This is a genomic window from Streptomyces sp. NPDC054813 (genome assembly GCF_053611365.1).
On record NZ_JBSHAF010000002.1, the window covers coordinates 247,832 to 270,965 of the forward strand.

Annotated in this window: 21 protein-coding genes; 13 read left to right on the forward strand and 8 right to left on the reverse strand. The window is 72.7% G+C overall.

The genetic code is table 11. From position 1 onward, the window contains the following. Positions 1 to 144: 144 nt before the first annotated feature. Together ACWGJB_RS04490 and ACWGJB_RS04495 are read right to left on the reverse strand one after the other, a co-directional pair. Positions 145 to 993 (reverse strand): siderophore-interacting protein, encoded by an 849-nt coding sequence (locus ACWGJB_RS04490; protein WP_453378776.1) that lies wholly within the window; start codon positions 991 to 993, stop codon positions 145 to 147. 115 nt (positions 994 to 1,108) lie between these two features. Beyond that, positions 1,109 to 2,038 carry a 5'-3' exonuclease gene (locus tag ACWGJB_RS04495; protein WP_453379027.1) on the reverse strand — a complete coding sequence of 310 codons (930 nt, stop codon included), beginning with the start codon at positions 2,036 to 2,038 and terminating at the stop codon, positions 1,109 to 1,111. Positions 2,039 to 2,255: 217 nt separating this feature from the next. Here ACWGJB_RS04495 and ACWGJB_RS04500 point away from each other — a divergent pair, with 217 nt between their 5' ends. From ACWGJB_RS04500 to ACWGJB_RS04520, 5 genes are all read left to right on the forward strand, one after another. Then, positions 2,256 to 3,329 carry a quaternary amine ABC transporter ATP-binding protein gene (locus ACWGJB_RS04500; RefSeq protein ID WP_453378777.1) on the forward strand — a complete coding sequence of 358 codons (1,074 nt, stop codon included), beginning with the start codon at positions 2,256 to 2,258 and terminating at the stop codon, positions 3,327 to 3,329. Further along, positions 3,322 to 5,109 carry an ABC transporter permease/substrate binding protein gene (locus tag ACWGJB_RS04505; protein ID WP_453378778.1) on the forward strand — a complete coding sequence of 596 codons (1,788 nt, stop codon included), beginning with the start codon at positions 3,322 to 3,324 and terminating at the stop codon, positions 5,107 to 5,109. Before ACWGJB_RS04500 ends, ACWGJB_RS04505 begins: the two co-directional genes overlap by 8 nt. A gap of 128 nt (positions 5,110 to 5,237) precedes the next feature. After that, entirely contained in the window at positions 5,238 to 6,215 is a 978-nt protein-coding gene (locus ACWGJB_RS04510) for a hypothetical protein (RefSeq protein WP_453378779.1), read from the forward strand. Positions 6,216 to 6,366: 151 nt separating this feature from the next. Further along, entirely contained in the window at positions 6,367 to 6,936 is a 570-nt protein-coding gene (locus tag ACWGJB_RS04515; protein ID WP_351700387.1) for a helix-turn-helix domain-containing protein, read from the forward strand. Beyond that, on the forward strand, positions 6,936 to 7,652 hold the full coding sequence (locus ACWGJB_RS04520) for a helical backbone metal receptor (protein ID WP_453378780.1): 717 nt from the start codon (positions 6,936 to 6,938) through the stop codon (positions 7,650 to 7,652). The genes ACWGJB_RS04515 and ACWGJB_RS04520 overlap by 1 nt, the downstream gene beginning before the upstream one ends. Here the strand turns inward: ACWGJB_RS04520 and ACWGJB_RS04525 are convergent. Then, entirely contained in the window at positions 7,564 to 8,682 is a 1,119-nt protein-coding gene (locus ACWGJB_RS04525; RefSeq protein WP_453378781.1) for a TDT family transporter, read from the reverse strand. The genes ACWGJB_RS04520 and ACWGJB_RS04525 overlap by 89 nt on opposite strands. 70 nt (positions 8,683 to 8,752) lie before the next feature. On the opposite strand from ACWGJB_RS04525, the gene ACWGJB_RS04530 reads away from it, so the two are divergent. After that, positions 8,753 to 9,682, forward strand: coding sequence for a LysR family transcriptional regulator (locus ACWGJB_RS04530; protein ID WP_453378782.1), 930 nt, complete (start codon positions 8,753 to 8,755; stop codon positions 9,680 to 9,682). 18 nt (positions 9,683 to 9,700) lie between these two features. On the opposite strand, the gene ACWGJB_RS04535 is transcribed toward ACWGJB_RS04530, so the two are convergent. Both ACWGJB_RS04535 and ACWGJB_RS04540 read right to left on the reverse strand, forming a co-directional pair. Further along, a complete protein-coding gene (locus tag ACWGJB_RS04535) occupies positions 9,701 to 10,387 on the reverse strand; it encodes a gamma-glutamyl-gamma-aminobutyrate hydrolase family protein (RefSeq protein ID WP_453378783.1) in 687 nt (228 codons plus the stop codon). A 53-nt stretch (positions 10,388 to 10,440) separates the two neighbouring features. Then, entirely contained in the window at positions 10,441 to 11,175 is a 735-nt protein-coding gene (locus ACWGJB_RS04540) for a FadR/GntR family transcriptional regulator (RefSeq protein WP_453378784.1), read from the reverse strand. Between the two features lie 95 nt (positions 11,176 to 11,270). On the opposite strand from ACWGJB_RS04540, the gene ACWGJB_RS04545 reads away from it, so the two are divergent. Genes ACWGJB_RS04545 through ACWGJB_RS04560 form a run of 4 tightly spaced genes read left to right on the forward strand, consistent with a single transcriptional unit; the run spans position 11,271 to position 15,660 of the window. Continuing rightward, positions 11,271 to 12,629, forward strand: coding sequence for a glutamine synthetase family protein (locus tag ACWGJB_RS04545; RefSeq protein WP_453378785.1), 1,359 nt, complete (start codon positions 11,271 to 11,273; stop codon positions 12,627 to 12,629). A gap of 8 nt (positions 12,630 to 12,637) precedes the next feature. Further along, complete coding sequence (locus tag ACWGJB_RS04550) at positions 12,638 to 14,017, forward strand: aldehyde dehydrogenase family protein (protein WP_453378786.1); 1,380 nt, start codon at positions 12,638 to 12,640, stop codon at positions 14,015 to 14,017. Next, the gene (locus ACWGJB_RS04555) at positions 14,014 to 14,805 is read left to right on the forward strand and encodes a 3-oxoacyl-ACP reductase (RefSeq protein ID WP_362573549.1); all 792 of its coding nucleotides are present in this window, start codon (positions 14,014 to 14,016) and stop codon (positions 14,803 to 14,805) included. The genes ACWGJB_RS04550 and ACWGJB_RS04555 overlap by 4 nt, the downstream gene beginning before the upstream one ends. Positions 14,806 to 14,844: 39 nt before the next feature. Beyond that, complete coding sequence (locus tag ACWGJB_RS04560) at positions 14,845 to 15,660, forward strand: DUF2510 domain-containing protein (protein ID WP_453379028.1); 816 nt, start codon at positions 14,845 to 14,847, stop codon at positions 15,658 to 15,660. 12 nt (positions 15,661 to 15,672) lie between these two features. Here ACWGJB_RS04560 and ACWGJB_RS04565 read toward each other — a convergent pair whose 3' ends face one another. Then, a complete protein-coding gene (locus ACWGJB_RS04565; protein WP_453378787.1) occupies positions 15,673 to 16,875 on the reverse strand; it encodes an amino acid deaminase/aldolase in 1,203 nt (400 codons plus the stop codon). Between the two features lie 263 nt (positions 16,876 to 17,138). Here ACWGJB_RS04565 and ACWGJB_RS04570 point away from each other — a divergent pair, with 263 nt between their 5' ends. Continuing rightward, positions 17,139 to 19,175, forward strand: coding sequence for a hypothetical protein (locus ACWGJB_RS04570; RefSeq protein WP_453378788.1), 2,037 nt, complete (start codon positions 17,139 to 17,141; stop codon positions 19,173 to 19,175). Then, positions 19,172 to 20,335, forward strand: a complete 1,164-nt coding sequence (gene mycP, locus ACWGJB_RS04575) for a type VII secretion-associated serine protease mycosin (protein WP_453378789.1) — start codon at positions 19,172 to 19,174, stop codon at positions 20,333 to 20,335. The genes ACWGJB_RS04570 and mycP overlap by 4 nt, the downstream gene beginning before the upstream one ends. Before the next feature lie 139 nt (positions 20,336 to 20,474). Here mycP and ACWGJB_RS04580 read toward each other — a convergent pair whose 3' ends face one another. Beyond that, positions 20,475 to 21,503, reverse strand: a complete 1,029-nt coding sequence (locus ACWGJB_RS04580) for a serine hydrolase (protein WP_453378790.1) — start codon at positions 21,501 to 21,503, stop codon at positions 20,475 to 20,477. A 150-nt stretch (positions 21,504 to 21,653) separates the two neighbouring features. Here ACWGJB_RS04580 and ACWGJB_RS04585 point away from each other — a divergent pair, with 150 nt between their 5' ends. Next, positions 21,654 to 22,385 carry an SseB family protein gene (locus ACWGJB_RS04585; protein WP_453378791.1) on the forward strand — a complete coding sequence of 244 codons (732 nt, stop codon included), beginning with the start codon at positions 21,654 to 21,656 and terminating at the stop codon, positions 22,383 to 22,385. Between the two features lie 3 nt (positions 22,386 to 22,388). Here the strand turns inward: ACWGJB_RS04585 and ACWGJB_RS04590 are convergent, their stop codons facing one another. Continuing rightward, positions 22,389 to 22,763 (reverse strand): DUF1844 domain-containing protein, encoded by a 375-nt coding sequence (locus ACWGJB_RS04590; protein WP_453378792.1) that lies wholly within the window; start codon positions 22,761 to 22,763, stop codon positions 22,389 to 22,391. Positions 22,764 to 23,134: the final 371 nt, after the last annotated feature.

Below are 23,134 nucleotides of genomic sequence, written 5' to 3' on the forward strand. Positions count from 1 at the left end.
CTCGGGGAGGCGTCTGACTTCCCCTGCTGCTAGGAGAAGGTGGGTGCGGTGCCCCCGCCGGGGGGCGGGGCGCGCGGGGCGACCCGCCGCCGCCCCCGACGCTGCACGGCTCGACCGGCCGTGGGGCCTCGTGGTCCCGCGGTCTCAGGCGGCGGCCGCTCCGTCGCCCTCCTGCTCCGCCTCGATGCGGGCGTTCCAGTCGCGCTTGGAGGCCTGCCAGCCGTCCTCGTTGTGGCCGAGGCGCCAGTAGCCGGAGATCGACAGGTCCTCGCGCGGGACCTGGCGCTCGACGCGCAGCAGGGCCCGCAGGTCCTTCACGAAACTCGCCTCGCCGTGGACGAAGGCGTGCATCCGGCCCTCCGGGAACTCCAGCTCCCGTACCGCCGTGACCAGGGCCTCGCCGACGGGTCGGGTGCCCCGGTGCAGCCAGACCACCTCCACGTCGGAGTCGATCTTCTGCTCCTCCTCGGGGCCGGAGATCTCGACGAAGGCGAAGGCCTTCGCCCCCGAGGGCAGGGATTCCAGGGAGCGGGCGATCGCGGGCAACGCGCTCTCGTCGCCGGCGAGCAGATGCCAGTCGGCGTCCGCGGCGGGGGCGTAGGCACCGCCGGGGCCCATGAAGCGCACGGTCTCGCCGGGCTGGACGCGGCAGGCCCAGGGGCCGGCCAGGCCCTCGTCGCCGTGCACGACGAAGTCCAGGGCCAGTTCACGGTGCTCGGCGTCCCAGGAACGCACCGTGTAGGTCCGGGTCACCGGCCAGTGCTCGCGCGGGAACTCGGCGCGGATCCGCTCCAGGTCGAAGGGCTCCGGATAGGTGACGCCTGCCGGCCCGAAGAGGAGTTTCACGTAATGATCGGTGCAGGTGTCCGCGGCGAAGCCCGCCAGTCCGTCCCCGCCGAGAACGACGCGCTGCATATGCGGGGTCAGCCGCTCGGTGCGCACCACCTGGGCGGAATGGGGCTTGCGCGGCTTACGTCCCGGACGCTCTGCCATGACCGACCTCCGTGCTCCATCGCTTAGGTTTACCTAAGTTAGCATCTCCTTCGTAGTTAACACCTCTTCCATGAACACTTGATGAGCGGGTTTTGCCAGAACAATTCTCCGCCGCTCACCCGCCGAGTGTCAGCACCAGCCGGTGCAGCGAGCCGCCCAGCCCCCAGCGCGCCGACAGCGCGTCCAGCCGGGCGGGATCGCGCGGGGTCTTCGGGAGGGTGGTGTCGACGTCCGGCAGCGGCACGTCCCCGGCGACCCGGACCACCGTCGGCGCGACGGCCACATAGGGCCGGGCCTCGTCCAGCCGCTTGCGCTGCGACGGTGTGAGCCTGGCCTTCGGGTCGTCGACGGCGGCCATGATCCCGGCCAGGTCACCGAACTCGGCGAGCAGCTTGGCGGCCGTCTTCTCGCCGATGCCCGTCACCCCCGGCAGTCCGTCGCTCGGGTCGCCGCGCAGCAGCGCCAGATCCGCGTAACCGCCTCCGTCCACCCCGTACTTCTCGCGCAGCCATGCCTCGTCCGTCATCTGCAACGTGCCGACGCCCTTGAGCGGGTACAGCACCCGCACCCCGCGCCCGTCGTCCACCAGCTGGTAGAGGTCACGGTCGCCGGTGACGATGTCGACCGGGCCGTCGGCGCGCGCGGTGAACGTGCCGATCACGTCGTCCGCCTCGTAGCCTGCGACGCCGACCCGGGCGATGCCGAGCGCGTCCAGCACCTCCTCGATGACCGGCACCTGCGGGGAGAGGGTGTCCGGCACCTCCTCCTCGTCCGGTCCCGTCGCGCGCTCCTCGGCGACCCGGTGGGCTTTGTAGGAAGGGATGAGGTCGACCCGCCACTGCGGCCGCCAGTCGGCGTCCATGCAGGCCACCAGCCGGTCCGGACGGTGGTCCTTGACCAGCCGGTCGATGAAGTCCAGCAGCCCGCGCACGGCGTTCACCGGCGTGCCGTCCGGCGCCTTCACCGAGTCCGGGACGCCGAAGTAGGCGCGGAAGTACAGCGAGGCGGTGTCGAGAAGCATCAGTCGTGCGGTCACGCCTCGCATCATGCCGTACGGCACCGACAGCGACGGGGCGCTCCACGGCCGTACGGCACGGACGGTCACGGGGCCCTGTGCCGGGGTGGGGCTTGTGGAGACCTCGTGACCTGGCCCACTTGTGCGTTTGACCTGTGTGGACCCGGGCAGGGGCGGCTTCTGTCCCATGTCCCCGAGGCGCCGGGGCCTGCGTTTCCAAGGCCTGGCGCCCCCGAGAGAGGTTCGCGTGTCACCCAGGCTAGAGACCGAGCACCTGTACAAAGTCTTCGGCAGACGACCGGACACCGCCGTGGAACGGCTCCGTCAGGGAGCCGACCGGGAGGAGCTGCGCGCCGACGGCACCACCGCCGCCGTGATCGACGCCTCCTTCCGGGTCGACCCCGGCGAGATATTCGTCGTGATGGGCCTGTCCGGCTCCGGCAAGTCGACTCTGCTGCGTATGCTCAACGGCCTGCTGGAACCGACCGCGGGACAGGTCCGCTTCGACGGCCAGGACCTCACCGCGCTCACCGACCGCGAACTGCGCGAGCTGCGCTCGAAGAAGATCAGCATGGTCTTCCAGCACTTCGCGCTCTTCCCGCACCGCAGCGTCCGCGACAACGCCGCCTACGGCCTGTCGGTGCAGGGCGTGCCCCGCGCCGAGCGCGTCCGCCGCGCCGACGAGGCGCTCGCCCTGTGCGGACTGGCCGGCTGGGAGGACTCCTGGCCCGACGAGCTGTCCGGCGGCATGCAGCAGCGCGTCGGCCTGGCCCGGGCCCTGGCCACCGACGCCGATCTGCTCCTCATGGACGAGTCGTTCAGCGCCCTGGACCCGCTGATCCGCCGCGACATGCAGGACCAGCTGCTGGAACTGCAGAAGTCCCTGAAGAAGACGATCGTCTTCATCACCCACGACCTCAACGAGGCCATGCGCCTGGGCGACCGCATCGCCGTGATGCGCGACGGCCGTATCGTCCAGACCGGCACCGCCGAGGACATCCTGCTGCGCCCCGCCGACGACTACGTCGCCTCCTTCACCCAGGACGTCGACCGCTCCCGGGTGCTGACCGCCGCCGCGGTCATGGACACCGACGTGGCGGGCGACGAGGCGGACTGTGGCTGCGCCACCGCGACCCCGGACACCCCGTTCACCGAACTGTGCGCGCTCAGCGCCCGGTTGCCCCACCCGGTCGCCGTCCTGGACCGGGACGACGCTGTCGTGGGCGTCGTACCGCAGGAGCGTCTGGTCGGTTTCCTCGCGGAGGACACGGCCGAACCCGTCGTCTGCGACGGTGGAGAGAAGGTGACCGCCCGTGCCTAGGCTGCATCTCGGCGACTGGGTCGACTCCGGTGTGAACTGGCTGGTCGCGCACATGTCCTGGCTCTTCGACGCGATCCGCACGGTCGTCGAGGGCATGTACGACGGCATCGACGGCGTCCTCACCGCCCCCGCACCACTGCTGCTGGCAGGCATCTTCGCGGTGCTGGCCTGGTGGCTGCGCGGACTGACCGCGGGCGTCCTCGCCTTCGCCGGATTCGCGCTCGTGGACTCCCTCGACCTGTGGGACCGTGCGATGTCGACCCTGGCGCTGGTCCTGGTCGCCACGGTGATCGCGCTGGTCATCTCGGTCCCGCTGGGCATCTGGGCGGCCCGCTCCCGGGCGGTCAGCGCGGCCGTACGACCGGTCCTGGACCTGCTCCAGACCATGCCGTCGATGGTCCTGCTCATCCCGGCCATCCTCTTCTTCGGCCTGGGCACCGCCGCGGGCGTGATCGCCACCCTGATCTTCGCGCTGGCCCCCGGCGTCCGCATGACCGAGCTGGGCATCCGCCAGGTCGATGCCGAACTGGTCGAGGCCGCCGAGGCGTTCGGCACCACACCCCGCGACACCCTGCTGCGCGTCCAGCTGCCGCTCGCGCTGCCGACCATCATGGCCGGCGTCAACCAGGTCATCATGCTGGGCCTGTCGATGGTCGTCATCGCCGGCATGGTCGGCACCGGCGGCCTCGGCGGCGCCGTCAACGAGGCCATCGGCCAGCTCGACATCGGCTTCGGATTCGAGGCGGGCGTCGGCATCGTCGTCCTCGCCATCTACCTCGACCGCATGACCAGCGCGCTCGGCACCCAGCTGTCCCCGCTCGGGCGCCGTGCCGCCGCCAAGGTCCGCCCCACCCCATGGACCTACCGCCCCCGCCCGGCCGTCGCCGTCGTCGGTGTGGTGGTCCTCGCCCTGGTCGCGGGCGGCATGGGCATCTTCGGCTCCTCCTCCGACACCGCCCAGGCCTCCGCCACCGACGTCGGCAAGGGCAAGGAGATCAAGATCGGGTACATCCCCTGGGACGAGGGCATCGCCTCCACCTTCCTCTGGAAGGAGCTCCTGGAGGAACGCGGATACAAGGTCACCACCAGCCAGTACGCGGCCGGCCCCCTCTACACCGGCCTCGCCACCGGCCAGCTGGACTTCGAGACCGACTCCTGGCTGCCCACCACGCACGCCGAGTACTGGAAGAAGTACGGCAAGCAGCTCGACGACCTCGGCAGCTGGTACGGCCCCACCTCCCTGGAGCTGACCGTCCCCTCGTACGTGAAGGACGTGAACTCCCTGGCCGACCTGAAGAACCATGCCTCGGAGTTCGGCGGGAAGGTCGTCGGCATCGAGCCCAGCGCCGGCATGATGGGCCTGCTCAAGTCCAAGGTCCTCAAGAAGTACGGCCTTGACGGCAGTTACCAGGTCGTCGACGGCTCCACGCCCGCCATGCTCGCCGAGCTCAAGCGGGCCTACGCCAAGCGGCAGCCGATCCTCGTCACCCTGTGGTCGCCGCACTGGGCCTACAGCGACTACGACCTGAAGAAGCTGAAGGACCCGCAGGGCGCCTGGGGCTCCGGCGACGGCGTGCACACCCTGTCCCGCAAGGGCTTCGCCGGGGACAACCCCGAGGCCGGCAGGTGGCTCAAGGACTTCTCCATGACGGAGAAGCAGCTCACCGGCCTGGAGGCCGAGATCCAGAAGGCCGGCCAGGGCAAGGAACAGGACGCGGTCCGGGCCTGGCTGAAGCGCAACCCGGGGCTCGTCGACAAGTGGGCGCCGATCCGGAAGTGAAAGAGGCGGGCCGCCGCTCGAAGCCGCACCACCGGTGTGGCGAAGCCCACCTCTTGTGGCCCGCTTCGGGCGGGGCCGGGGCCCGTACTCTCTGACGCCCCGGTCCCGCCCGTTCCTGTGAGCAGCCCGTGATCCGCAGGCTTCTGCCTCTCCTGCTGTTGCTGACGGCCGCGGTGACCGTGCCGCAGTTCTCCGAGGCGAGCCCGGACCCGGCCTCGGTCGCCACCGCCCGGTTCGAGGCGCTCGCCGGGGATGTGACACGGGCGGACGGCGCGGTCTTCGACACCAGGGACGACACCGGCCGCACCATGGACACCGCCGAGATCACCCCGATACCCGGGGCGTACGGCGGCGGCTACCTCGCCGTCTACCACACCACCCTTGCCGACGGCCGCTTCCACACGGCCGTCGCCACCTCCACCGACCTGCGCACCTGGACCCGCCGCCAGGACTTCGGCCCGGGCACCAGCCAGCCCTCCCTGCACGCCGACGGCACCGGCGGATGGGTCCTCGCCTACGAAAAGGATCCGGCCAACCACATAGCGCTACGGCATTACCCAAGCCTCACCGCCCTGCTGACCGGAGCGGCCGATCGCGCGTTCGACGCACCCCGCACCCTGTCCCGCTGTGCCGAGGGCACCCCGGACATCACCGCGGTCCACGGCGACACCGTGGAACTGACCGGCCACTACCGCGCCGACTGTGCCACCGACCGCCAACTCCGGGCCACCCTGCGGGATTTCACCCTCTGGCGGGCCCATCCAGATCAGCGCCTCGACCTGGCCCTGCTGGCCTGGGGCACCGCCGGGAACATCGGGGACCGCTCACGCATTGAACTGATGGGGCGCTCCCTCGTCCTGATCGAGGGCCAGTGCCTGCGCGACGACTTCGGCAGCTGGTCGGTCTACGCCTACGACCCCGCCTCCGGCCGGGCCGACCGGCTCCGCCTGCGCACCCCCGGCGGCAGCCGCGCCTTCGCCAATCCGTCGGCCGCGCTGCTCACCGACCCCGACGGCCGTCCGGCCCTCCTGGTCAGCGTCTTCATCCCGAAGGAGGAGTCCGCGCCCGGCGAGTCCGGCGAGCTCGTCTACTGGCGCGAACTGTGAGGGTCGCCCTCACCCGACGTGACGGGGATGTGACGGCCGCCTGAAACGGTTTGCCGAACATGCGTAGGGTGCAGAGAACCCAGCAGAAGGGGCCCGGCCGAAGCGGGGCACCCGGAAGACGGAACGACGAGCGAAGGAGGGAGCCGGAGCGATGGGCGACCACAAAGACCAGCAGCCCGTGCGGGTGGGCGCGGCAGTCCGGCGACGCCGCCGCGCGCTGGAGCTCACCCTCGCCGTCGTGGCCGAGCGCAGCGGCCTGTCGGTGCCCTTCCTGAGCCAGATCGAGAACGACAGGGCCCGGCCCAGCCGCACCTCCCTGGAGAAGCTCGCCGACGCCCTGCGCACCACGGCCGTCGAACTCCTCGCCGCCGCCGACCCGGCGTGCAGCGTGGACGTCGTACGCGCGGACGCCACCGAACCGGACTTCGCGCGCAAGGTGCGCTCCCTGGTGCGCGGCCACCACCAGCTGCACGCCTCGGAGTTCACCGGCGACCACGACGCCGGCCGCGAATTCCAGCACCGCAACGACGAGTTGATGTACGTCGCCGACGGCGCGGTGGAGATCGAGGCCGAGGGCCGCGCCTACCGCCTGGGCCGCGGCGACACCCTCTACCTCACCGGTGGAGTCCGCCACCGCTGGCGGGCGACGGTCCCGGACACCCGGGTCATCGTGGTCGCGGTGGCGGAACACATCGAGGCGGTCCAGGACCGCCCCCGCTGATGCGCGTGGTCTCCCTGGTCCCCTCGCTCACCGAGGCGGTCGCGGTGACGCTCCCCGACGTCCTCGTCGGCGCCACCGACTGGTGCACCCATCCGGCCGACCTCGACGTCACCCGTGTCGGCGGTACCAAGAACCCCGAGCTGGACCGGATCCTCGCCCTCGCCCCCGACCTGGTGATCGCCAACGAGGAGGAGAACCGCGCCCCCGACCTGGACGCCCTGCGGACGGCCGGCGTCGAGGTGCTGGTCACGGAGGTACGGGAGGTACCGCAGGCCTTCCGGGAGCTGGCCCGCCTCCTGACCGCGTGCGGCGCGCGCACCCGCCCGCGCTGGCTGGACGAGGCCGAGGAGGCCTGGTCGACACCGGTGCCCGAGCCTCGTACCACCGCGGTCGTCCCGATCTGGCGGCGGCCGTGGATGGTCCTGGGCCGGGACACCTTCGCGGGGGATGTCCTCAAGCGGCTCGGGATCGAGAACCTGTACGCCGCCCACCCCGAGCGCTACCCCCGCGTCCCGGTCGCGGAACTGAACGACGTGCGGCCCGGCCTGGTCGTCCTCCCGGACGAGCCCTACCGCTTCACCGCCGGCGACGGCCCGGAGGCCTTCCCCGGACTGCCGTGCGCACTGGTCAGCGGACGGCACCTGACGTGGTACGGCCCGTCACTGGCCGAGGCGCCACGGCTGCTGGACGGGGCCCTGCGAGCAGTTCGCCGCTGAGCAGCCCGCGTACGGTGCCGGCTGCGGCAGCCAGCCAGCCGGCGACGAGGAGGGCGTACAGACCCACCGCCAGCCAGTCGTACACCGCCAGCCCGGTGTGCCGGCCCAGCGCGGCGGCGCCCGTGACGCACGTCCCCACCGGGAAGGTGAACGCCCACCACGTCATGGTGAACCGCATGCCCTGCCGGCGTGCCCGCACCACGTGCGCGACCGCCAGCGCCAGCCACAGCAGCGCGAACCCCATGACCGGAACGCCGTAGAGCACGGCGAGGAGGCCGAAACCGGCGGCGTACGGGGCCGGTACCACCCCGGGAGCGAGGTCCGCGAAGGCACCCGCCGCCGTGGTGGACTGCCCGAGCGGGCCCAGCACCAGGAAGATCGTGGGGGTGAGCGCGGGGGGGAGCGGACCGCAGGTGACCAGCCGGGCGAAGACCAGCGTCAGCATCAGCAGCGTGGCCAGCAGGCTCAGCCCGAAGAGCGCGAAGCAGCCGTAGAGCAGCGTCTCGCGCGGCTGTCCGGGCGGCAGGTGCGGGACCAGCCGCGGCCCGAGCGCGGCCGACACCATGGGCGCGACCAGCGGCAGCAGCCACACCGGGGTGGCCTGCCCGGGCTCGGCCCGATGCCGAACGGCCAGCAGGTAGGGCACGGCGACGGCGGCCGCGAGCCCCACGGCCGTACCGGCGACGAACAGCACGGCGTCGAGGGCGACCGCCGCGGGCTCGCCGATCCAGTCCCGCCCGAGGGTGAGGGCACCGCCGCCGACCGCGAGCAGGGCCATGGCGAGGCAGCCGTAGAAGGGGGCCACGGCGGGGTCGCGGAGGTGGGCGCGGGCCTGGTCGGGGTGGTGGGCCCAGTGCAGGGCCCGCGCGGCCAGCAGGACCACGAGTTGCAGCAGGGACACTGCCCAGACGGCGACGAACAGCTCGTGCAGGCCGTCGACGCCGAGCGCGGCGCCGCCGAGGGCGAGGGCGGCGGTGCCCATGACGGATGCGTACCAGTTGGGGCCGAGATGCCGGACTGAGGTGACCATGAACCAACCGTCCCGCTGACGAGGGGGCGCGACCAGGGAGTCCGCGTCTATGGGGGCATAAGCTGGCCTTATGAGCGAGACGGGTGAGACGGGGGATCGGACGGCAGGCGGCACGCTGGCGCACCGCGTGCCGGATCTCGGTGCGCTGGAGCTGCTTCTGGCGGTGGCCAGGCTGGGCAGCCTCGGGGCGGCGGCCCGGGAGGTCGGCATCACCCAGCCGGCCGCCAGCAGCCGGATCCGCTCGATGGAACGGCAGCTGGGCGTGGCCCTCGTCGACCGCTCACCGCGCGGCTCGCGGCTCACCGACGCGGGGGCGCTGGTGACCGACTGGGCGCGGCGGGTGGTGGAGGCGGCGGAGGCCTTCGACGCGGGGGCGCAGGCGCTGCGGGACCGTCGGGACTCGCGGCTGCGGGTCGCGGCGAGCATGACCATCGCCGAGTACCTTCTCCCCGGCTGGCTGCTCGCGCTGCGGGCCCAGCGCCCCGACACGGCGGTGTCCCTGCTCGCCGGAAACTCCGCGGCGGTGGCGGAACGGCTGCTCGCGGACGAGGCGGACCTGGGCTTCGTGGAGGGGCTGACGGTTCCGCAGGGCCTGGACTCGGCGGTGATCGCCCACGACCGCCTGATCGTGGTGACGGCCCCCGCGCACCCGTGGGCCCGCCGCCGTCGCCCGCTGGCGGCCGAGGAGCTGGCGGCGACCCCCCTGATCCTCCGCGAACGCGGCTCCGGGACCCGCCAGGTCCTCGATGCGGCCCTGGGCGGCCTGGCCCGCCCGCTGATCGAGCTGTCGTCGACGACGGCCGTGAAGGCGTCGGCGGTCAGCGGCGCGGGCCCGGCGGTCCTGAGCGAACTGGCGGTGGGCGAGGAGCTGGCGATGCGGCGGTTGGTGAGCATCCCGGTGGAGGGCATCGCACTACGGCGCGACCTGCGAGCGGTCTGGCCGACGGGCCACCGCCCCACAGGGCCGGCCCGCGAACTGCTTTCCCTGACCCGGGGGTGACACCGGCGCTGGCCTGGGTCAGGACGCGGCTGTGATCAGTGCCTGCATCACCCGGAGGTCCTCGCCCATCTCGGGGTGCCACTGGACGCCGAGGACCCAGCCGTGTTCGGCGGGGAGTTCGATCGCCTCGACCGTGCCGTCGGCCGCGTGGGCCGAGGCCAGCAGGCCGGCGCCGAGACGGTCCACCGCCTGGTGGTGGAAGGTGGGGACGGCGGTCTCCTCCGGGACGGTGTCGGCGTACCGCGTCCCGGGCACCGGCTTCACCTCGTGCCGGCCGAAGATCCCCGGCACCTCCGCGTGGCCGTCCATGTGCTGGACGAGGGTGCCGCCCAGGGCGACGTTCAGGAGCTGCATGCCGCGGCAGATGCCGAGCAGCGGTGTGCCCGCTGCCAGAGCCGCGTCGATGAGGGCCAGCTCCCAGGCGTCCCGGGCACGGGCGGGGCGCCCGGTGCGGGGGTGGGGTTCGGCGCCGTAGCGGACCGGCTCCACGTCCGGGCCGCCCGCGATCACCAGGCCGTCCAGGCGGGCCACCGTCGCCGCCGCGTGCCGCGGGTCGTCCGGCGGCAGCAGCGCGGCCAGGCCGCCCGCCCGCTGGACCAGCCGGGGGTAGCCGGCCGGCAGCAGGGCCGCCTCCAGCTCCCAGACGCCCCAGCGCGCCCCGGCCTCCAGATATGTACTCACGCCGATCAGCGGCCGTCCGGCCATGGACCCTCCCTCAAAGGTGTGCATCCACACCTTTATGGCACGGCGGCCGGGCGTTACGCCAGAAAGCCCCGGAGCAGGGCGGCCGTCCCCGCGCAGTGCTCGCGCATCATCTCCCGGGCGCCGTCCGCGTCCCCGTCCAGGACCGCCTCGACCAGGGCGATGTGCTGGCGCTGCGAGTGCTCCAGGTTGCGGACCAGGAGCGGGATGCAGTCGAGGAGGTCGTTGACGGTCGCCCGGACCGCCGCGTACTGGGCGGTCAGGGAGGGCGAGCCGCACAGTTCGGCGATCGTGAGGTGGAGCAGGGTGTCCAGGCGGCGGTAGTCCGCGAGCGGTGCCTCGTGGGTGCGGGCCAGGGCGTCGCGGAGGCGGTCCGCCTGGTCGTCCGACAGTCCGTGCGCCGCGCACAGCCCGGCCGCGCCGACCTCGAGGACCTCGCGGAAGCGCAGCACGTCCTCGATGTCGACCTCGGCGATCCGGCGCCGCAGCTCGTCCTCGCCGCGCGCGTCGGCGCGCGGCAGCACGAACGTGCCGCCGTACCGTCCGCGCCGGGACTCCACCAGGCCCTGGTCCTGGAGCACCTTCAGCACCTCGCGCAGCGTCACCCGGCTGATCCCCAGCCGCTCCGCCAGTTCCCGCTCGGCGGGCAGCCGCTCGCCGCCCGGAACCAGGCCCAGCCGGACGACCTGGAGGATCTGCTCCAGCGCCTCCTCGAAGCCGTTGCCCGCCCGTACCGGTCGCAGCACCGGCGTCAACGGGTCGTCGAGGGTGCCGTCCGCATCCAGCGACATATGGCCGTACCCCCTTCCCAAGCAATGGTTCTCAGCAATACCTTAGAGCTCCCGGCCCGGCCGCAGCAGCGCGATGAAGCCCAAGGAGTCCTCCCGTGGCAGACCGCACACCCCCGCTCAGCGTCGAGGAACTGCACACCCTCGTCGCGAGCGGTGAGATCGACACTGTCGTCCTGGCCTTCCCCGACATGCAAGGGCGACTGCAGGGAAAGCGGTTCGCCGCCCGTTTCTTCCTCGACGAGGTCCTGCGCCACGGCACCGAGGGCTGCAACTACCTGCTCGCCGTCGACACCGAGATGAACACGGTCGACGGCTACGCCATGTCCTCCTGGGACCGCGGCTACGGCGACTTCGCCATGCACCCCGACCTCGCCACCCTCCGCCGGGTGCCCTGGAACGCGGGCACCGCCATGCTCGTCGCCGACCTCGCCTGGAACGACGGCTCGCCGGTCGTCGCCGCGCCCCGGCAGATCCTCCGCCGCCAGCTGGAGCGCCTCGCCGAACTCGGCTACACCGCACAGGTCGGTACGGAGCTGGAGTTCATCGTGTTCAAGGACACGTACGAGGCCGCCTGGGACGCCAACTACCGAGGGCTGACCCCGGCCAACCAGTACAACATCGACTACTCGGTACTGGGCACCGGGCGGATCGAGCCGCTGCTGCGCCGGATCCGGAACGACATGGCGGGGGCCGGGCTGACCGTCGAGTCCGCCAAGGGCGAGTGCAACCCGGGCCAGCACGAGATCGTCTTCCGGTACGACGAGGCCCTCGTCACCTGCGACCAGCACGCCATCTACAAGACCGGTGCCAAGGAGATCGCCGCCCAGGAGGGCGTCTCCCTCACCTTCATGGCCAAATACAACGAGCGGGAGGGCAACTCCTGCCACATCCACCTGTCGTTGACGGACACGGACGGCGCCAACGCCTTCGCCTCCCAGGACGGCATGTCCGAGGTCATGCGGCACTTCCTCGCCGGACAGCTGGCCGCCCTCCGTGACTTCTCGCTCCTGTACGCGCCCAACATCAACAGCTACAAGCGGTTCCAGCCGGGCTCCTTCGCCCCGACCGCGGTCGCCTGGGGCCACGACAACCGCACCTGCGCGCTCAGAGTCGTCGGCCACGGCCGCTCACTGCGCTTCGAGAACCGGCTGCCCGGCGGCGACGTCAACCCGCACCTCGCCGTCGCCGGACTGGTCGCGGCCGGGCTGTACGGCATCGAGCAGAAGCTCGAACTCCCCGAGCCCTGCCCCGGCAACGCCTACACCGCCGACTTCGCGCACGTCCCGACCACGCTCCGGGAGGCCGCCGAGCTCTGGGAGAACAGCCCCATCGCCCAGGCCGCCTTCGGCGACGAGGTCGTCGCGCACTACCGCAACATGGCCCGCGTCGAGCTGGCCGCCTTCGACGCCGCGGTGACCGACTGGGAGCTGCGCCGCTCCTTCGAACGCATGTGAGGCACCACTTGTCGCAACAGTACGAACTCGACGTCCTCAACCCGGCCACGGAAGAGGTGATCGCGACCGTCCCGGGGGCTGTGGAGGAGGACATCGACACCGCCGTACGACGGGCCGCCGAGGCCCAGCAGCGGTGGGCCGCGCTCGCACCCGGCGACCGGGCCCGGCTGCTGCGCCGGTTCGCCGTCGTCGTCGACGAACACCGCGAGGAGCTCGCCCGGTTGGAGGTCCGGGAGGCCGGGCACACCATCGGCAACGCCCGCTGGGAGGCAGGCAACGTCCGGGACCTGCTCGACTACGCGGCCGGCGGAGTCGAGCGGCTGACGGGGCGCCAGATCCCGGTCCCCGGCGGCCTCGACATCACCCTCCTCGAACCCCTCGGGGTCGTCGGCGTGATCGCCCCCTGGAACTTCCCCATGCCGATCGCGGCCTGGGGCACCGCCCCCGCCCTCGCGGCCGGCAACGCGGTACTCCTGAAACCCGCCGAGACCACCCCCCTGACCGCGCTCCGCCTCGCCGAACTCGCCCTGGCGGCAGGCCTGCCCGAGCACCTCTTCCAGGTGCTGCCCGGCCGCGGTGACATCGCGGGCGAGGCCCTGGTCCGCCACCCCGGCGTCGCCAAGATCGTGTTCACCGGCTCCACCCGGGTCGGCAAGCGCATCATGGCGCTCTGCGCCGACCAGGTGAAGCGCGTGACCCTCGAACTCGGCGGCAAGAGCCCCAACATCGTCTTCGCCGACGCCGACATCGAGGCCGCCGCGGCCGCCGCCCCCGTGTCCTTCCTGGACAACTCCGGCCAGGACTGCTGCGCCCGCACCCGCATCCTCGTCCAGCGGTCCGTCCACGACCGCTTCCTGGAACTCCTAGCCCCCGCGATCGAGGCCGTCACCGTCGGTGACCCGGCCGACGAGAAGACCGACATGGGCCCGCTGATCTCCAGGTCCCAGCTGGACCGCGTCCGTTCGTACGTCGACCCCGAGGCGCCCGGCATCCGGGGCAAGGCCCCCGAGGGCCCCGGCTTCTGGTTCCCGCCGACCGTCCTCACCGGCGTCGACCCGCACGCGCGCGTGGCCGTCGAGGAGGTCTTCGGCCCGGTCGCCGCCGTCATCCCCTTCGACGACGAGGCCGACGCGATCCGCGTCGCCAACGACACCGACTACGGCCTCTCCGGCTCCCTGTGGACCCGGGACGTCGGCCGCGCACTGCGTGTCTCGAGGGCCCTCAAGGCCGGCAACCTGTCCGTCAACTCCCACTCCAGCGTCCGCTACTGGACCCCCTTCGGCGGCTACAAGCAGTCGGGGATCGGCCGCGAACTCGGCCCGGACGCGCTCACCGCCTTCACCGAGACCAAGAACGTCTTCATCAGCACGGAGGGCCCCGCACAGTGACCGCCGAGACCCCTGACATCGTCTGCCGCCGACTCGTCGGCCGCACCGCCGTCATCACCGGAGCCGGCAGCGGCATCGGCCTCGCCACCGCACGGCGGCTCGCCTCCGAGGGCGCGCACGTCGTCTGCGGCGACGTCGACGACACCCGCGGCAAGGCCGCCGCCGAGGAGGTCGGCGGGCTCTTCGTGAAGGTCGACGTCACCGACGCCGAACAGGTCGAGGCCCTCTTCCAGACGGCCTACGACACCTACGGCAGCGTCGACATCGCCTTCAACAACGCCGGCATCTCGCCGCCCGACGACGACTCCATCCTGGAGACCGGTCTGGAGGCCTGGAAGCGCGTCCAGGAGGTCAACCTCACCTCCGTCTACCTGTGCTGCAAGGCCGCCATCCCCTACATGCGGCGCCAGGGCAAGGGCTCCATCATCAACACCGCGTCCTTCGTGGCCCGGATGGGCGCGGCGACCTCGCAGATCTCGTACACCGCGTCCAAGGGCGGAGTTCTGGCCATGTCCCGCGAACTGGGCGTCCAGTTCGCCCGGGAGGGCATCCGCGTCAACGCGCTGTGCCCGGGACCGGTCAACACCCCCCTCCTCCAGGAACTGTTCGCCAAGGACCCCGAGCGGGCCGCCCGCCGCCTCGTCCACATCCCGCTCGGCCGGTTCGCCGAGGCCGAGGAGATCGCCGCCGCCGTCGCCTTCCTGGCCAGCGACGACTCCTCGTTCGTCAACGCCAGCGACTTCCTGGTGGACGGCGGGATCTCCGGCGCGTACGTCACACCCCTGTAGGAGCCGCCCCAACTCCCGTCCTACAGTGCGGGAGTGAGCATGACGCCGCCCGGCTGGTACCGCGACCCACAGGCTCCGCACCTGGAGCGCTGGTGGGACGGCAGGACCTGGACCGAGCACCGGCGCACCCCGTCCGGCCTCCCCGCGCCGCCGACCCCGGCGGCCGGGGCGTCCGCACGCGCCAAGGCGGTCGCCCTGATATCCGCCGGGGCCGTGCTGGCGACGGCGATCGTCGGCGGCGCCACCGTGCTCCGCACGGACGACCTGCGCGCCGGCACGGACACCGCGATCAACACCGCCCCCACCGGCCCGCCGCCCCCGTCCCTGGTCGTCGACCAGCTCAACGGCATCTCCCTGCCGGTCCCGAGCGGCTGGACCGGCTCCTCGTACCTCGCCCAGGACGACGTCGTGATGACCACCGACGGCACCTACGCCTGCCCGGCCGACACCGGCCGGTGCCGCCACGGCGAGGTCCAGAGCCGTACCGCGGGCAGCGCCGACGGAAGCTCCGCGCGCACCGTCGCCGAACGGGACGTACCGGACGCGGCCGAGACGGCCTACGGCCACGAACCCGGCGGCGAACGGCCCTTCGGCGGCATCCGGTCCCATCAGGTCGTCAAGGCCGGGCGGGTCGCGGTCGCCGGCGGCGACGGATACCTGGTGCGCTGGCGGGTCAGGACGGCCGAGGGACCCGGCGGCTACGTCCAGTCCCTCGCCTTTCCCTCCCACACCGGTATCCCGGCCCCGGTCGTCGTCCGGTTCGCCTTCGACGCCGGCCCGGACGGACCGCCGCTGTCCGACATGGACGCGATCACCAGCGGTATCCGCCCGGTGGACCGGAAACCGGAGGGTTAGCGGAACCGGAGGTCAGAGGAAGGTGTGACCTTCGCCCCGGTACGTCGGTACGGTCGCCGTCACCCGGTCGCCCTCGACCAGATGCAGCTCGGCGAACCGCTCGCACAGCTCGCCCGCCTTGGCGTGCCGGAACCACACCTTGTCGCCGATCAGCAGGTCGTCCGCCGCGGAGCCGAGCAGCGGGGTCTGCACCTCGCCGGGGCCCTCCTGCGGGTCGTAGGACAGCCCCTGCGGGAGGTACGGCACCGGCAGCCGGTCGGGGCCCGCGGCGCCCGAGGCCGGGTAGCCGCCGCCGAGGACGGTGACGACCCCGACGCCGGGCCGCCGGACCACCGGCATGGCGAACAGGGCGGCCGGCCGGCCGGTGAACGACGTGTAGTTGTCGAAGAGCCGGGGCACGTACAGGCCCGACCCGGCCGCTATCTCGGTGACCGCGTCCTCCGCCGCCGTGCTCTGCACACTGCCCGTGCCGCCGCCGTTGACGAACTCCAGGTCCGGCACCACCGCCCGGACCGCCCGCACCACCGCGGCGCGCCGCTCGGCCAGCTCACGGCGGGCGGTGGCCTGCATCAGCCGGACCGCGCGGGAGCGCAGCGGCCGGCCGGCGACACTGTCCCCGACCCCCGCGATGTGCCCCTCGTACGCCATGATCCCGACGAGCTCGAAGCCCGGCCGCCGGGCCACGGTCCGCGCCAGGTCGGCGAGCTGGGCGGGGGAGTACAGCGGCGAACGCCGGGCGCCGACCCGTACCCGCCCGCCGAACAGCTTCAGCGAGGTGTCCAACTCCAGACAGACCCGGACCACTTCGCTGCCGCCGGCGCGGGCCGCGTCGATCAGGTCGAGGTGGGCCGGGTCGTCGATCATCACCGTCACGGCCGCGGCGAGCTTGGGATCGGCGGCGAGCTCGGCGAACCGGGCGCGGTCGGCGGACGGATAGGCCAGCAGGATGTCCTCGAAACCCGAGCGCGCGAGCCACAGCGACTCCGCGAGCGTGAAGGACATGATCCCGGCGAAACCGTCCTTCGCGAGGACTCGTTCCAGCAGGTGCCGGCAGCGTACGGACTTGCTCGCGACCCGCACCGGCTTGCCGCCGGCCCGGCGCACGAGGTCGTCCGCGTTGGCGTCGAATGCCTCCAGGTCGACGATCGCGAGAGGGGCGTCCAGATGGGCGGTGGCCCGGTCGTAACGGGCCCGGTCGGCGGCGCGCGCAGTCATGAACGAAGCCTGCCAGACAGGATTACCGCAGGGTAGGGGGACGATACGGGCAGATGCCCCGCGGTCGTGGACTGGTTCCCGTTCGCTGTCGGAGAACCCGTAGAGTGACGCGCACGTACGGCGGAACGACCCCGGCCGCCTGACCCGCACCGGGATGCGGATCCGCGTGTGCGGGTATGCGTGCCCGGGGCGGACGTCTCCGCGCCGGGGAGCACGTCGGCCCGTACGCGGAGTTGGCCCGGGCTGGAGGAAACGGGGGGCGCATGAGCACGGAAGCGCGGCACGCCCCGATCCCGCGACGCCCTTCGCCCGACCCCGCGCCCACCTCCGACGACGCTGCCGACGGGGCGGCCGGCCAGGGTGCGGCGCCGGGCACCGCCGACGCGAGCGGCCGGACCGACGGGCCGGGGTTCTTCGACCGGCCGAACCGAGTGAACTGGTCGCACCGGTCCGACGTATCCACTGGTAGCGCCGACGCCACCGGGCAGGACCAGCTGCCGGGACGGCCCGATGCGCAGCAGAGTCGTGAGGACCGGACGAGTCGGGGCGGTGCGGTGGCGCAGGGCGAACAGGGTGCGGGGGACCAGGCGGCCGCCCGCCCGGCTACCGCCGAGCGCATCACACGCCCCCGCTACCCCGACCTCCGCCCCCCGCAGAGCCCGCCCCCAGCCTCGGCCCGCTTCCCGGACACCCCACCCACCACCTCCGCCCGGGAAACCGACCGCACCACACCGTCCACCGCCTCCGCCGGACAGCCCGCCCGGCCCGCACCGCCCGCGTCCCCCGGCCGGGAGGACGGCGGCATCACACCGCCCGGGGCTTCCGGATGGGAGAGCGGTCGGAGTGTGCCGCCCGGGTCGGCCGGCCGGGAGGACCGCCGGGCCGAGTCGTCGGTGTCGCGCGGAGAGGATCGCCGAAACGAGCGGTCGGCGTCTCCCGGAAGGGAGGGCGGTCGCTGGACGCAGCCCCGGTCACCGTACGGGCCCGGGCTGTCGGACCGGCGTCCGGAGTCCGCTTCGGAGTCGACCGCCTCGCTACGTCCCGTCCGCGTCGTGGAGGAACCGGAGGCGTCGCCGGACGGGCGGCAGGGTGCCGCCGGACCGGCGTCCGCCGGCGAGAGGGCCGGAGGTTCCTCCGGCGTGCCCGGGGCCAGGCGGCCCGAGCGGCCGCGCAGCGACTTCTCGGCCTCCTTCGGTGCGCCGGAGTCGGGCACCGCGTGGAGCCCGCACATGCGGACGTTCCCGGTGCCGACGGCCCCGCCGCGCCCCGGGACGCCCCCGAAAGCCACCCCGCCGCCGCGCCCGGCGAAGCCACCCACGCCCACCGCCCCGCCGCTCCCGCCCCGTCCCACGACACCCCCGGCCCCCGCCGCTGCCCCGCCTGCCGGGGACACCGCCTCCTCGATGTACGGCCCCGGCCCGGTGCCGGACCCCGCGATGTCCTGGACCGCCGCCGCGGGAACTCCCGGCAGGGACCGGCCCGTTGTGACCTTCGGCGAACCCGAGGGGTACGACGAGCGAGGGTGGGGGCGGTCGTTGGTCAGTCGGCTGGCGCCCCGTACCGCCGCTGCCGCCGCCTGCATGGTGCTCGGGCTCGGACTCATCGGTGGCGCGGTGACCGGAAGCTGGATCGTCGACGACGACGGTGACCTGGCCGCCGCCAGCAGCTTCAGCTCGGCCGCCGGCCTGTGGCACGACGTGCCCGTCGACGAACTCTTCCCGCCCACCGTGCAGGGCACCGGCGCCGGCCCCGGCGGAGCCGACCGCACCTGGACCCGGATCGCCGTCGCCCCCGCCACCGGCTGCGCCCACGCCTTCGACCCGCTGCTGCGCAAGACGCTCGCCCCGGTCGGCTGCCAGCGCCTGATCCGGGCCACCTACACCGACGCCACCCAGAGCTATGTGACGACCGTGGGGCTGCTGTTCACCAAGGCCGAACCGGCCGGGATGACCGCCCTCGCCAAGCGGTTCGAGGACGAGCACCTGGACCGCCGTACCGACCTGATGCCCCTCCCGTACGCCGCCAAGGGCACCGCCGCCGAGCGCTTCGGCCGGCACCAGCGCGCCTCCTGGACGATCTCCGTGCTCACCGACGCCCCGGTCGTCGCCTACGCCGTCTCCGGCTGGGCCGACGGCCGCACCGTCGACACCCCGCAGTCCGCCGCCGACGCGGAGGCGTCCGGCGCCACCACGGCCGCGGCCCAGGCCGGCCTCGGCAACGAGGCCCAGGGCCTGGCCGACCGCATCGAACGGCGACTGCGGCAGAACACCGCAGGCTCGGCAACGGAGAAGCCCTCATGAAGCGCCGCGCAACCGGGGCCGCGCTGAGCCTGCTGCTCGCCGGCTCGCTCGCCCTCCTGCCGTCCACGACCGCCTACGCCGACAGCATCCGCGCCCAGCAGTGGGGCCTGTCCGCCCTGCACCTCGACGAGGCCTGGCAGACCACCAAGGGCAAGGGCGTCACCGTCGCCGTCCTGGACACCGGTGTCGAGGCCGACCACCCCGACCTGGTCGGCAACGTGCTCACCGCCAAGGACATGATCGGCTTCGGCGCCAAGCCCGGCGAGCGCACCTGGGCCCGGCACGGCACCGCCATGGCCGGCATCATCGCCGGTCACGGCCACGGGGCCGGCGACGGCGACGGCGTGATGGGGGTCGCCCCGGAGGCCAAGATCCTGCCCGTCCGGGTCATCCTCGAGGACGGCGACAGCGCCCGCGGCAAGGCCCGTTCCACCCGGGGCAACGCCCTCGCCGAGGGCATCCGCTGGGCGGCGGACCACGGTGCCGACGTCATCAACCTCTCCCTCGGCGACGACTCCGACTCCGCGCACCCCGAGCCCAGCGAGGACGAGGCCATCCAGTACGCCCTGAAGAAGGACGTCGTGGTCGTGGCCTCGGCCGGCAACGGCGGCGACAAGGGCGACCACATCTCCTACCCGGCCGCGTACCCGGGCGTCATCGCCGCCACCGCGGTGGACAAGTTCGGCACCCGCGCCGCCTTCTCCACCCGCCGCTGGTACGCCACGATCAGCGCACCCGGCGTCGACATCGTCATCGCCGACCCGGACCACAAGTACTACGAGGGCTGGGGCACGAGCGCCGCCTCGGCCTTCGTGTCAGGTGCCGTGGCCCTGATCAAGGCCGCCCATCCCGGCCTCACCCCGGCCCAGATCAAGAAGCTCCTGGAGGACACGGCCCGCGACGCCCCGTCCGGCGGCCGCGACGACTCCCGGGGCTTCGGCATGATCGACCCGGCGGCGGCGATCAAGGACGCGGCCAGGCTGAAGACGCAGAGCCTGACGTCGGCGTCGTACGGCAAGAAGTACTTCGGCCCGGGCCCGGACACGGAGAAAGAGACAACGAGCGCGACGGACTGGGCGGCGCCGTTGGCGGGTGGCGCGGGCGGGGTGCTGCTGGTGGCGGCGGGAGTGTTGTGGCGCAACCGCCGCAGGACGATCTGATCCCCCCCCGGACTTTGAAACGCCCCCAGGACAAGCGTCCCCTTAGGGGCGCGGGGCAGTATTGATGTGCGGCTCCGCCGCGTGGGCGCGACCAGCCCCCACGGTCCCGCACCCGCCCACGAACCCCTGAACCCTCCCCCTACTGCGAAGCCGAAGCCGAAGCCAACGCAGACGAATCAGCTTCCGTGAAGGAACGTACCGCCGCCTTCGCCGCCGCCTCCACCAGCGAGATCCCCTTCGCCTGACTCACCGTCCCCTTGGACAGCACCGCGACCAGATAGCCGGTCCCGCCCACCGTCACCCGCCCGATGCTGTTGACATCCCACAGCCCGGTCGAACTCCGCGCCAGCCACCCGTTCTTCAGCGCGAACCCCGAACCGTCGGCGGCGGCCGAAACCCCCCACCGCTGGTCGGACTCGATCGTCTTCATCAGGCCCTGGAGGTAGGCCCGCGAAGCCGAGTTCAGTTTCGAGTCGTCCCCGAACACCTGCTGGAGCAGGGTGAGTTGGTCCGCCGCCGTGGTCTGGGTCAGTCCCCACAGCGCCCCGTCGCCGCCCTCGGTGTCGGTCAGCCCGAAGCGCTTGTTCGCCGCGTCCAGGCCCGCCGCCTTGCCGATGATGTCCCACAGCTCCGAGGCGGACGTGTTGTCGCTGTTCTCGATCATCTTCGTGGCGTACGCCTTCTCCGTCGCCGTCAGATGCCGCCCCGCGTCCTGCGCCTGGAGCAGCAGCGTCGCCAGGATGTCGACCTTGACGATGCTCGCGGTGTCGAACGCGGTGTCGCCGTAGGCCGCGCTGTCGCCGGAGCCCAGATCGAGGACGGCCGCCGACACCTTCGCCCCGGACGGCACGGTCACCGTCTTCATCGCCGTGCTCAGCAGCGCGTCCCGGTCCACGGCCGGCTCCGTCACGGGTTCCACCGATGCCTCCCCGCTCGCCGAGGCCGAAGAAGAGGAAGAAGAAGACGAAGAAGAAGAGGGGGGCGTCGGCGACGCAGCCGAGGATACGGCGCCGCCGTCGCGGGCATGCGCCTTCACGTACACGGTCCCCGCCGCGGTGACGCCGAGGACGGCGACCGTGGCGAGGGAGATGGAGAGAAGAGCCCGGCGCCGGGGCCGGGCACGGCGGCGGGCCCGCCGGGATCCTGGGGTGGCTCTGGGGGACTCCATGCCCGCGATGCTCGGGGCGGGGACTGTGCGATCCGTTTGCCGGACGTTAGAAGGAGGTCAGGGATATCTGAGAATCCCGTGAAAGCGGTGTCGATCCGGTTTCGGGGGCCGCACAACCGCAGCAGCATCCCCCCGATAGGGTCGGGGACCGTGGCGAACAAGAACATTCCCGACTCCGGCTACTCCGCCGACGACGGTTCCGCGGACCCCCGGCTGGCCGCCGCGCTGGCCGCCTGGGCCGAGGACCGCACGGCCGTGGGACCCGTCCTGGCGGCCCTGAAGGGCGCCCGGCTGCTCGTCCCGGTGGTCGCCGTCCTCGGCGAGATCGACGAGGACGAGCACGGGCTGCGCCGCGAGAAGACCAGCGACATGGCCGTCCCCACCCTCAAGGCCGGCGCCCGCACCGCCCTGCCCGCCTTCACCTCCACCGAGTCGCTGGCCCGCTGGGACCCGGCGGCGCGGCCCGTCGCCGTACCCCTGCACCAGGCGCTCCAGGCCGCCGCGCACGAGAAGGCGGACACGGTGGTGCTGGACCTGTCGGGGCCGGTGCCGTTCGAACTGACCGGACCGGTACTGCTCGCGCTCGCGGAGGGGCGGACGACGGCCGACCCGCTCGCCGACCCGGCCGTGATCGAGGCGGTCCGTACGGTGGTGGCCGCCGAGCCCGCCGTACGCCGTGCCCACCTCGGGCCGGGCCAGGCCGACGGCACCCTCGCCCTGGTCCTCGACCCGGCCGCGCCGCCCGCCGAGACCGCCCAGGCCGTCGCCGGGCGGCTTGCCGCCGACGAGACACTGCGGGCCCGCCTGGTACGCGGCCTCGACCTGGCACTGCTGCCGGCCGGGGCCGTGCCGCCGGGCGAGCCCTTGTACGTGAGGAACTGACCGCTAGCCGTAGACCGGGCCGGTGTACTTCTCACCGGGGCCCTGGCCCAACTCGTCGGGGACGATCGAGGCCTCGCGGAAGGCCAGCTGGAGCGACTTCAGGCCGTCCCGCAGCGGGGCCGCGTGGAAGGAGCTGATCTCGGTCGCGGACGCGTCGAGCAGTCCGGCGAGGGCGGTGACCAGCTTGCGGGCCTCGTCCAGGTCCTTGTACTTGTCGCCCTCCTCGGTCAGACCGAGCTTCACGGCCGCGGCGCTCATCAGATTGACGGCGACCGTCACGATCACCTCGACCGCGGGGACCTCGGCGATGTCGCGGGTCATCTCGTCGAAGTCGGGCTGACCGGCGTCACCGGTGCCAGGAAGGGGCGTTTCACTCATGACGCACACGATAGGCGCAGCGGGCGCGGGGCACCGACCTGGCCCCAGGACGCCCCAATTGGTCCTCTCTCGGCTTTGCTGCTAACCTTGTGTGACGACCGGCCGAACAGGTATGCCTCACGGCTCACCGACCCGGCCCACAAGTGGAGGCTTCGAACTCCCACCTGACCGCCCTGCCGGGCGGCGGGTCACCGGTCAGACGGTCGCTTCGCCGCTACGGCGACAGCGTTCCGTCCGATAGTGCGCCCCGCGATCCCCGCGGCGGTGCTCCGGTAGTTCGAGGAGCCCTGCCTGTGATCGTCCGGGGCATTTTTTGTGCTTCGGTGCGGTTAGGTCTTACGTATAGAGACGTTACGCGGCTGTCCGCCAGA

What these genes read in the sequence shown, in the direction of transcription:
- ACWGJB_RS04535 (WP_453378783.1), bottom strand. Translation starts at nt 10,387, where the DNA reads ATGGCCGGACGGCCGCTGATCGGCGTGAGTACATATCTGGAGGCCGGG.
- ACWGJB_RS04590 (WP_453378792.1), bottom strand. Translation starts at nt 22,763, where the DNA reads ATGAGTGAAACGCCCCTTCCTGGCACCGGTGACGCCGGTCAGCCCGAC.
- ACWGJB_RS04560 (WP_453379028.1), top strand. Translation starts at nt 14,845, where the DNA reads ATGACGCCGCCCGGCTGGTACCGCGACCCACAGGCTCCGCACCTGGAG.
- ACWGJB_RS04530 (WP_453378782.1), top strand. Translation starts at nt 8,753, where the DNA reads ATGAGCGAGACGGGTGAGACGGGGGATCGGACGGCAGGCGGCACGCTG.
- ACWGJB_RS04570 (WP_453378788.1), top strand. Translation starts at nt 17,139, where the DNA reads ATGAGCACGGAAGCGCGGCACGCCCCGATCCCGCGACGCCCTTCGCCC.
- ACWGJB_RS04580 (WP_453378790.1), bottom strand. Translation starts at nt 21,503, where the DNA reads ATGGAGTCCCCCAGAGCCACCCCAGGATCCCGGCGGGCCCGCCGCCGT.
- ACWGJB_RS04520 (WP_453378780.1), top strand. Translation starts at nt 6,936, where the DNA reads ATGCGCGTGGTCTCCCTGGTCCCCTCGCTCACCGAGGCGGTCGCGGTG.
- ACWGJB_RS04540 (WP_453378784.1), bottom strand. Translation starts at nt 11,175, where the DNA reads ATGTCGCTGGATGCGGACGGCACCCTCGACGACCCGTTGACGCCGGTG.
- ACWGJB_RS04515 (WP_351700387.1), top strand. Translation starts at nt 6,367, where the DNA reads ATGGGCGACCACAAAGACCAGCAGCCCGTGCGGGTGGGCGCGGCAGTC.
- mycP (WP_453378789.1), top strand. Translation starts at nt 19,172, where the DNA reads ATGAAGCGCCGCGCAACCGGGGCCGCGCTGAGCCTGCTGCTCGCCGGC.
- ACWGJB_RS04525 (WP_453378781.1), bottom strand. Translation starts at nt 8,682, where the DNA reads ATGGTCACCTCAGTCCGGCATCTCGGCCCCAACTGGTACGCATCCGTC.
- ACWGJB_RS04495 (WP_453379027.1), bottom strand. Translation starts at nt 2,038, where the DNA reads ATGCGAGGCGTGACCGCACGACTGATGCTTCTCGACACCGCCTCGCTG.
- ACWGJB_RS04565 (WP_453378787.1), bottom strand. Translation starts at nt 16,875, where the DNA reads ATGACTGCGCGCGCCGCCGACCGGGCCCGTTACGACCGGGCCACCGCC.
- ACWGJB_RS04490 (WP_453378776.1), bottom strand. Translation starts at nt 993, where the DNA reads ATGGCAGAGCGTCCGGGACGTAAGCCGCGCAAGCCCCATTCCGCCCAG.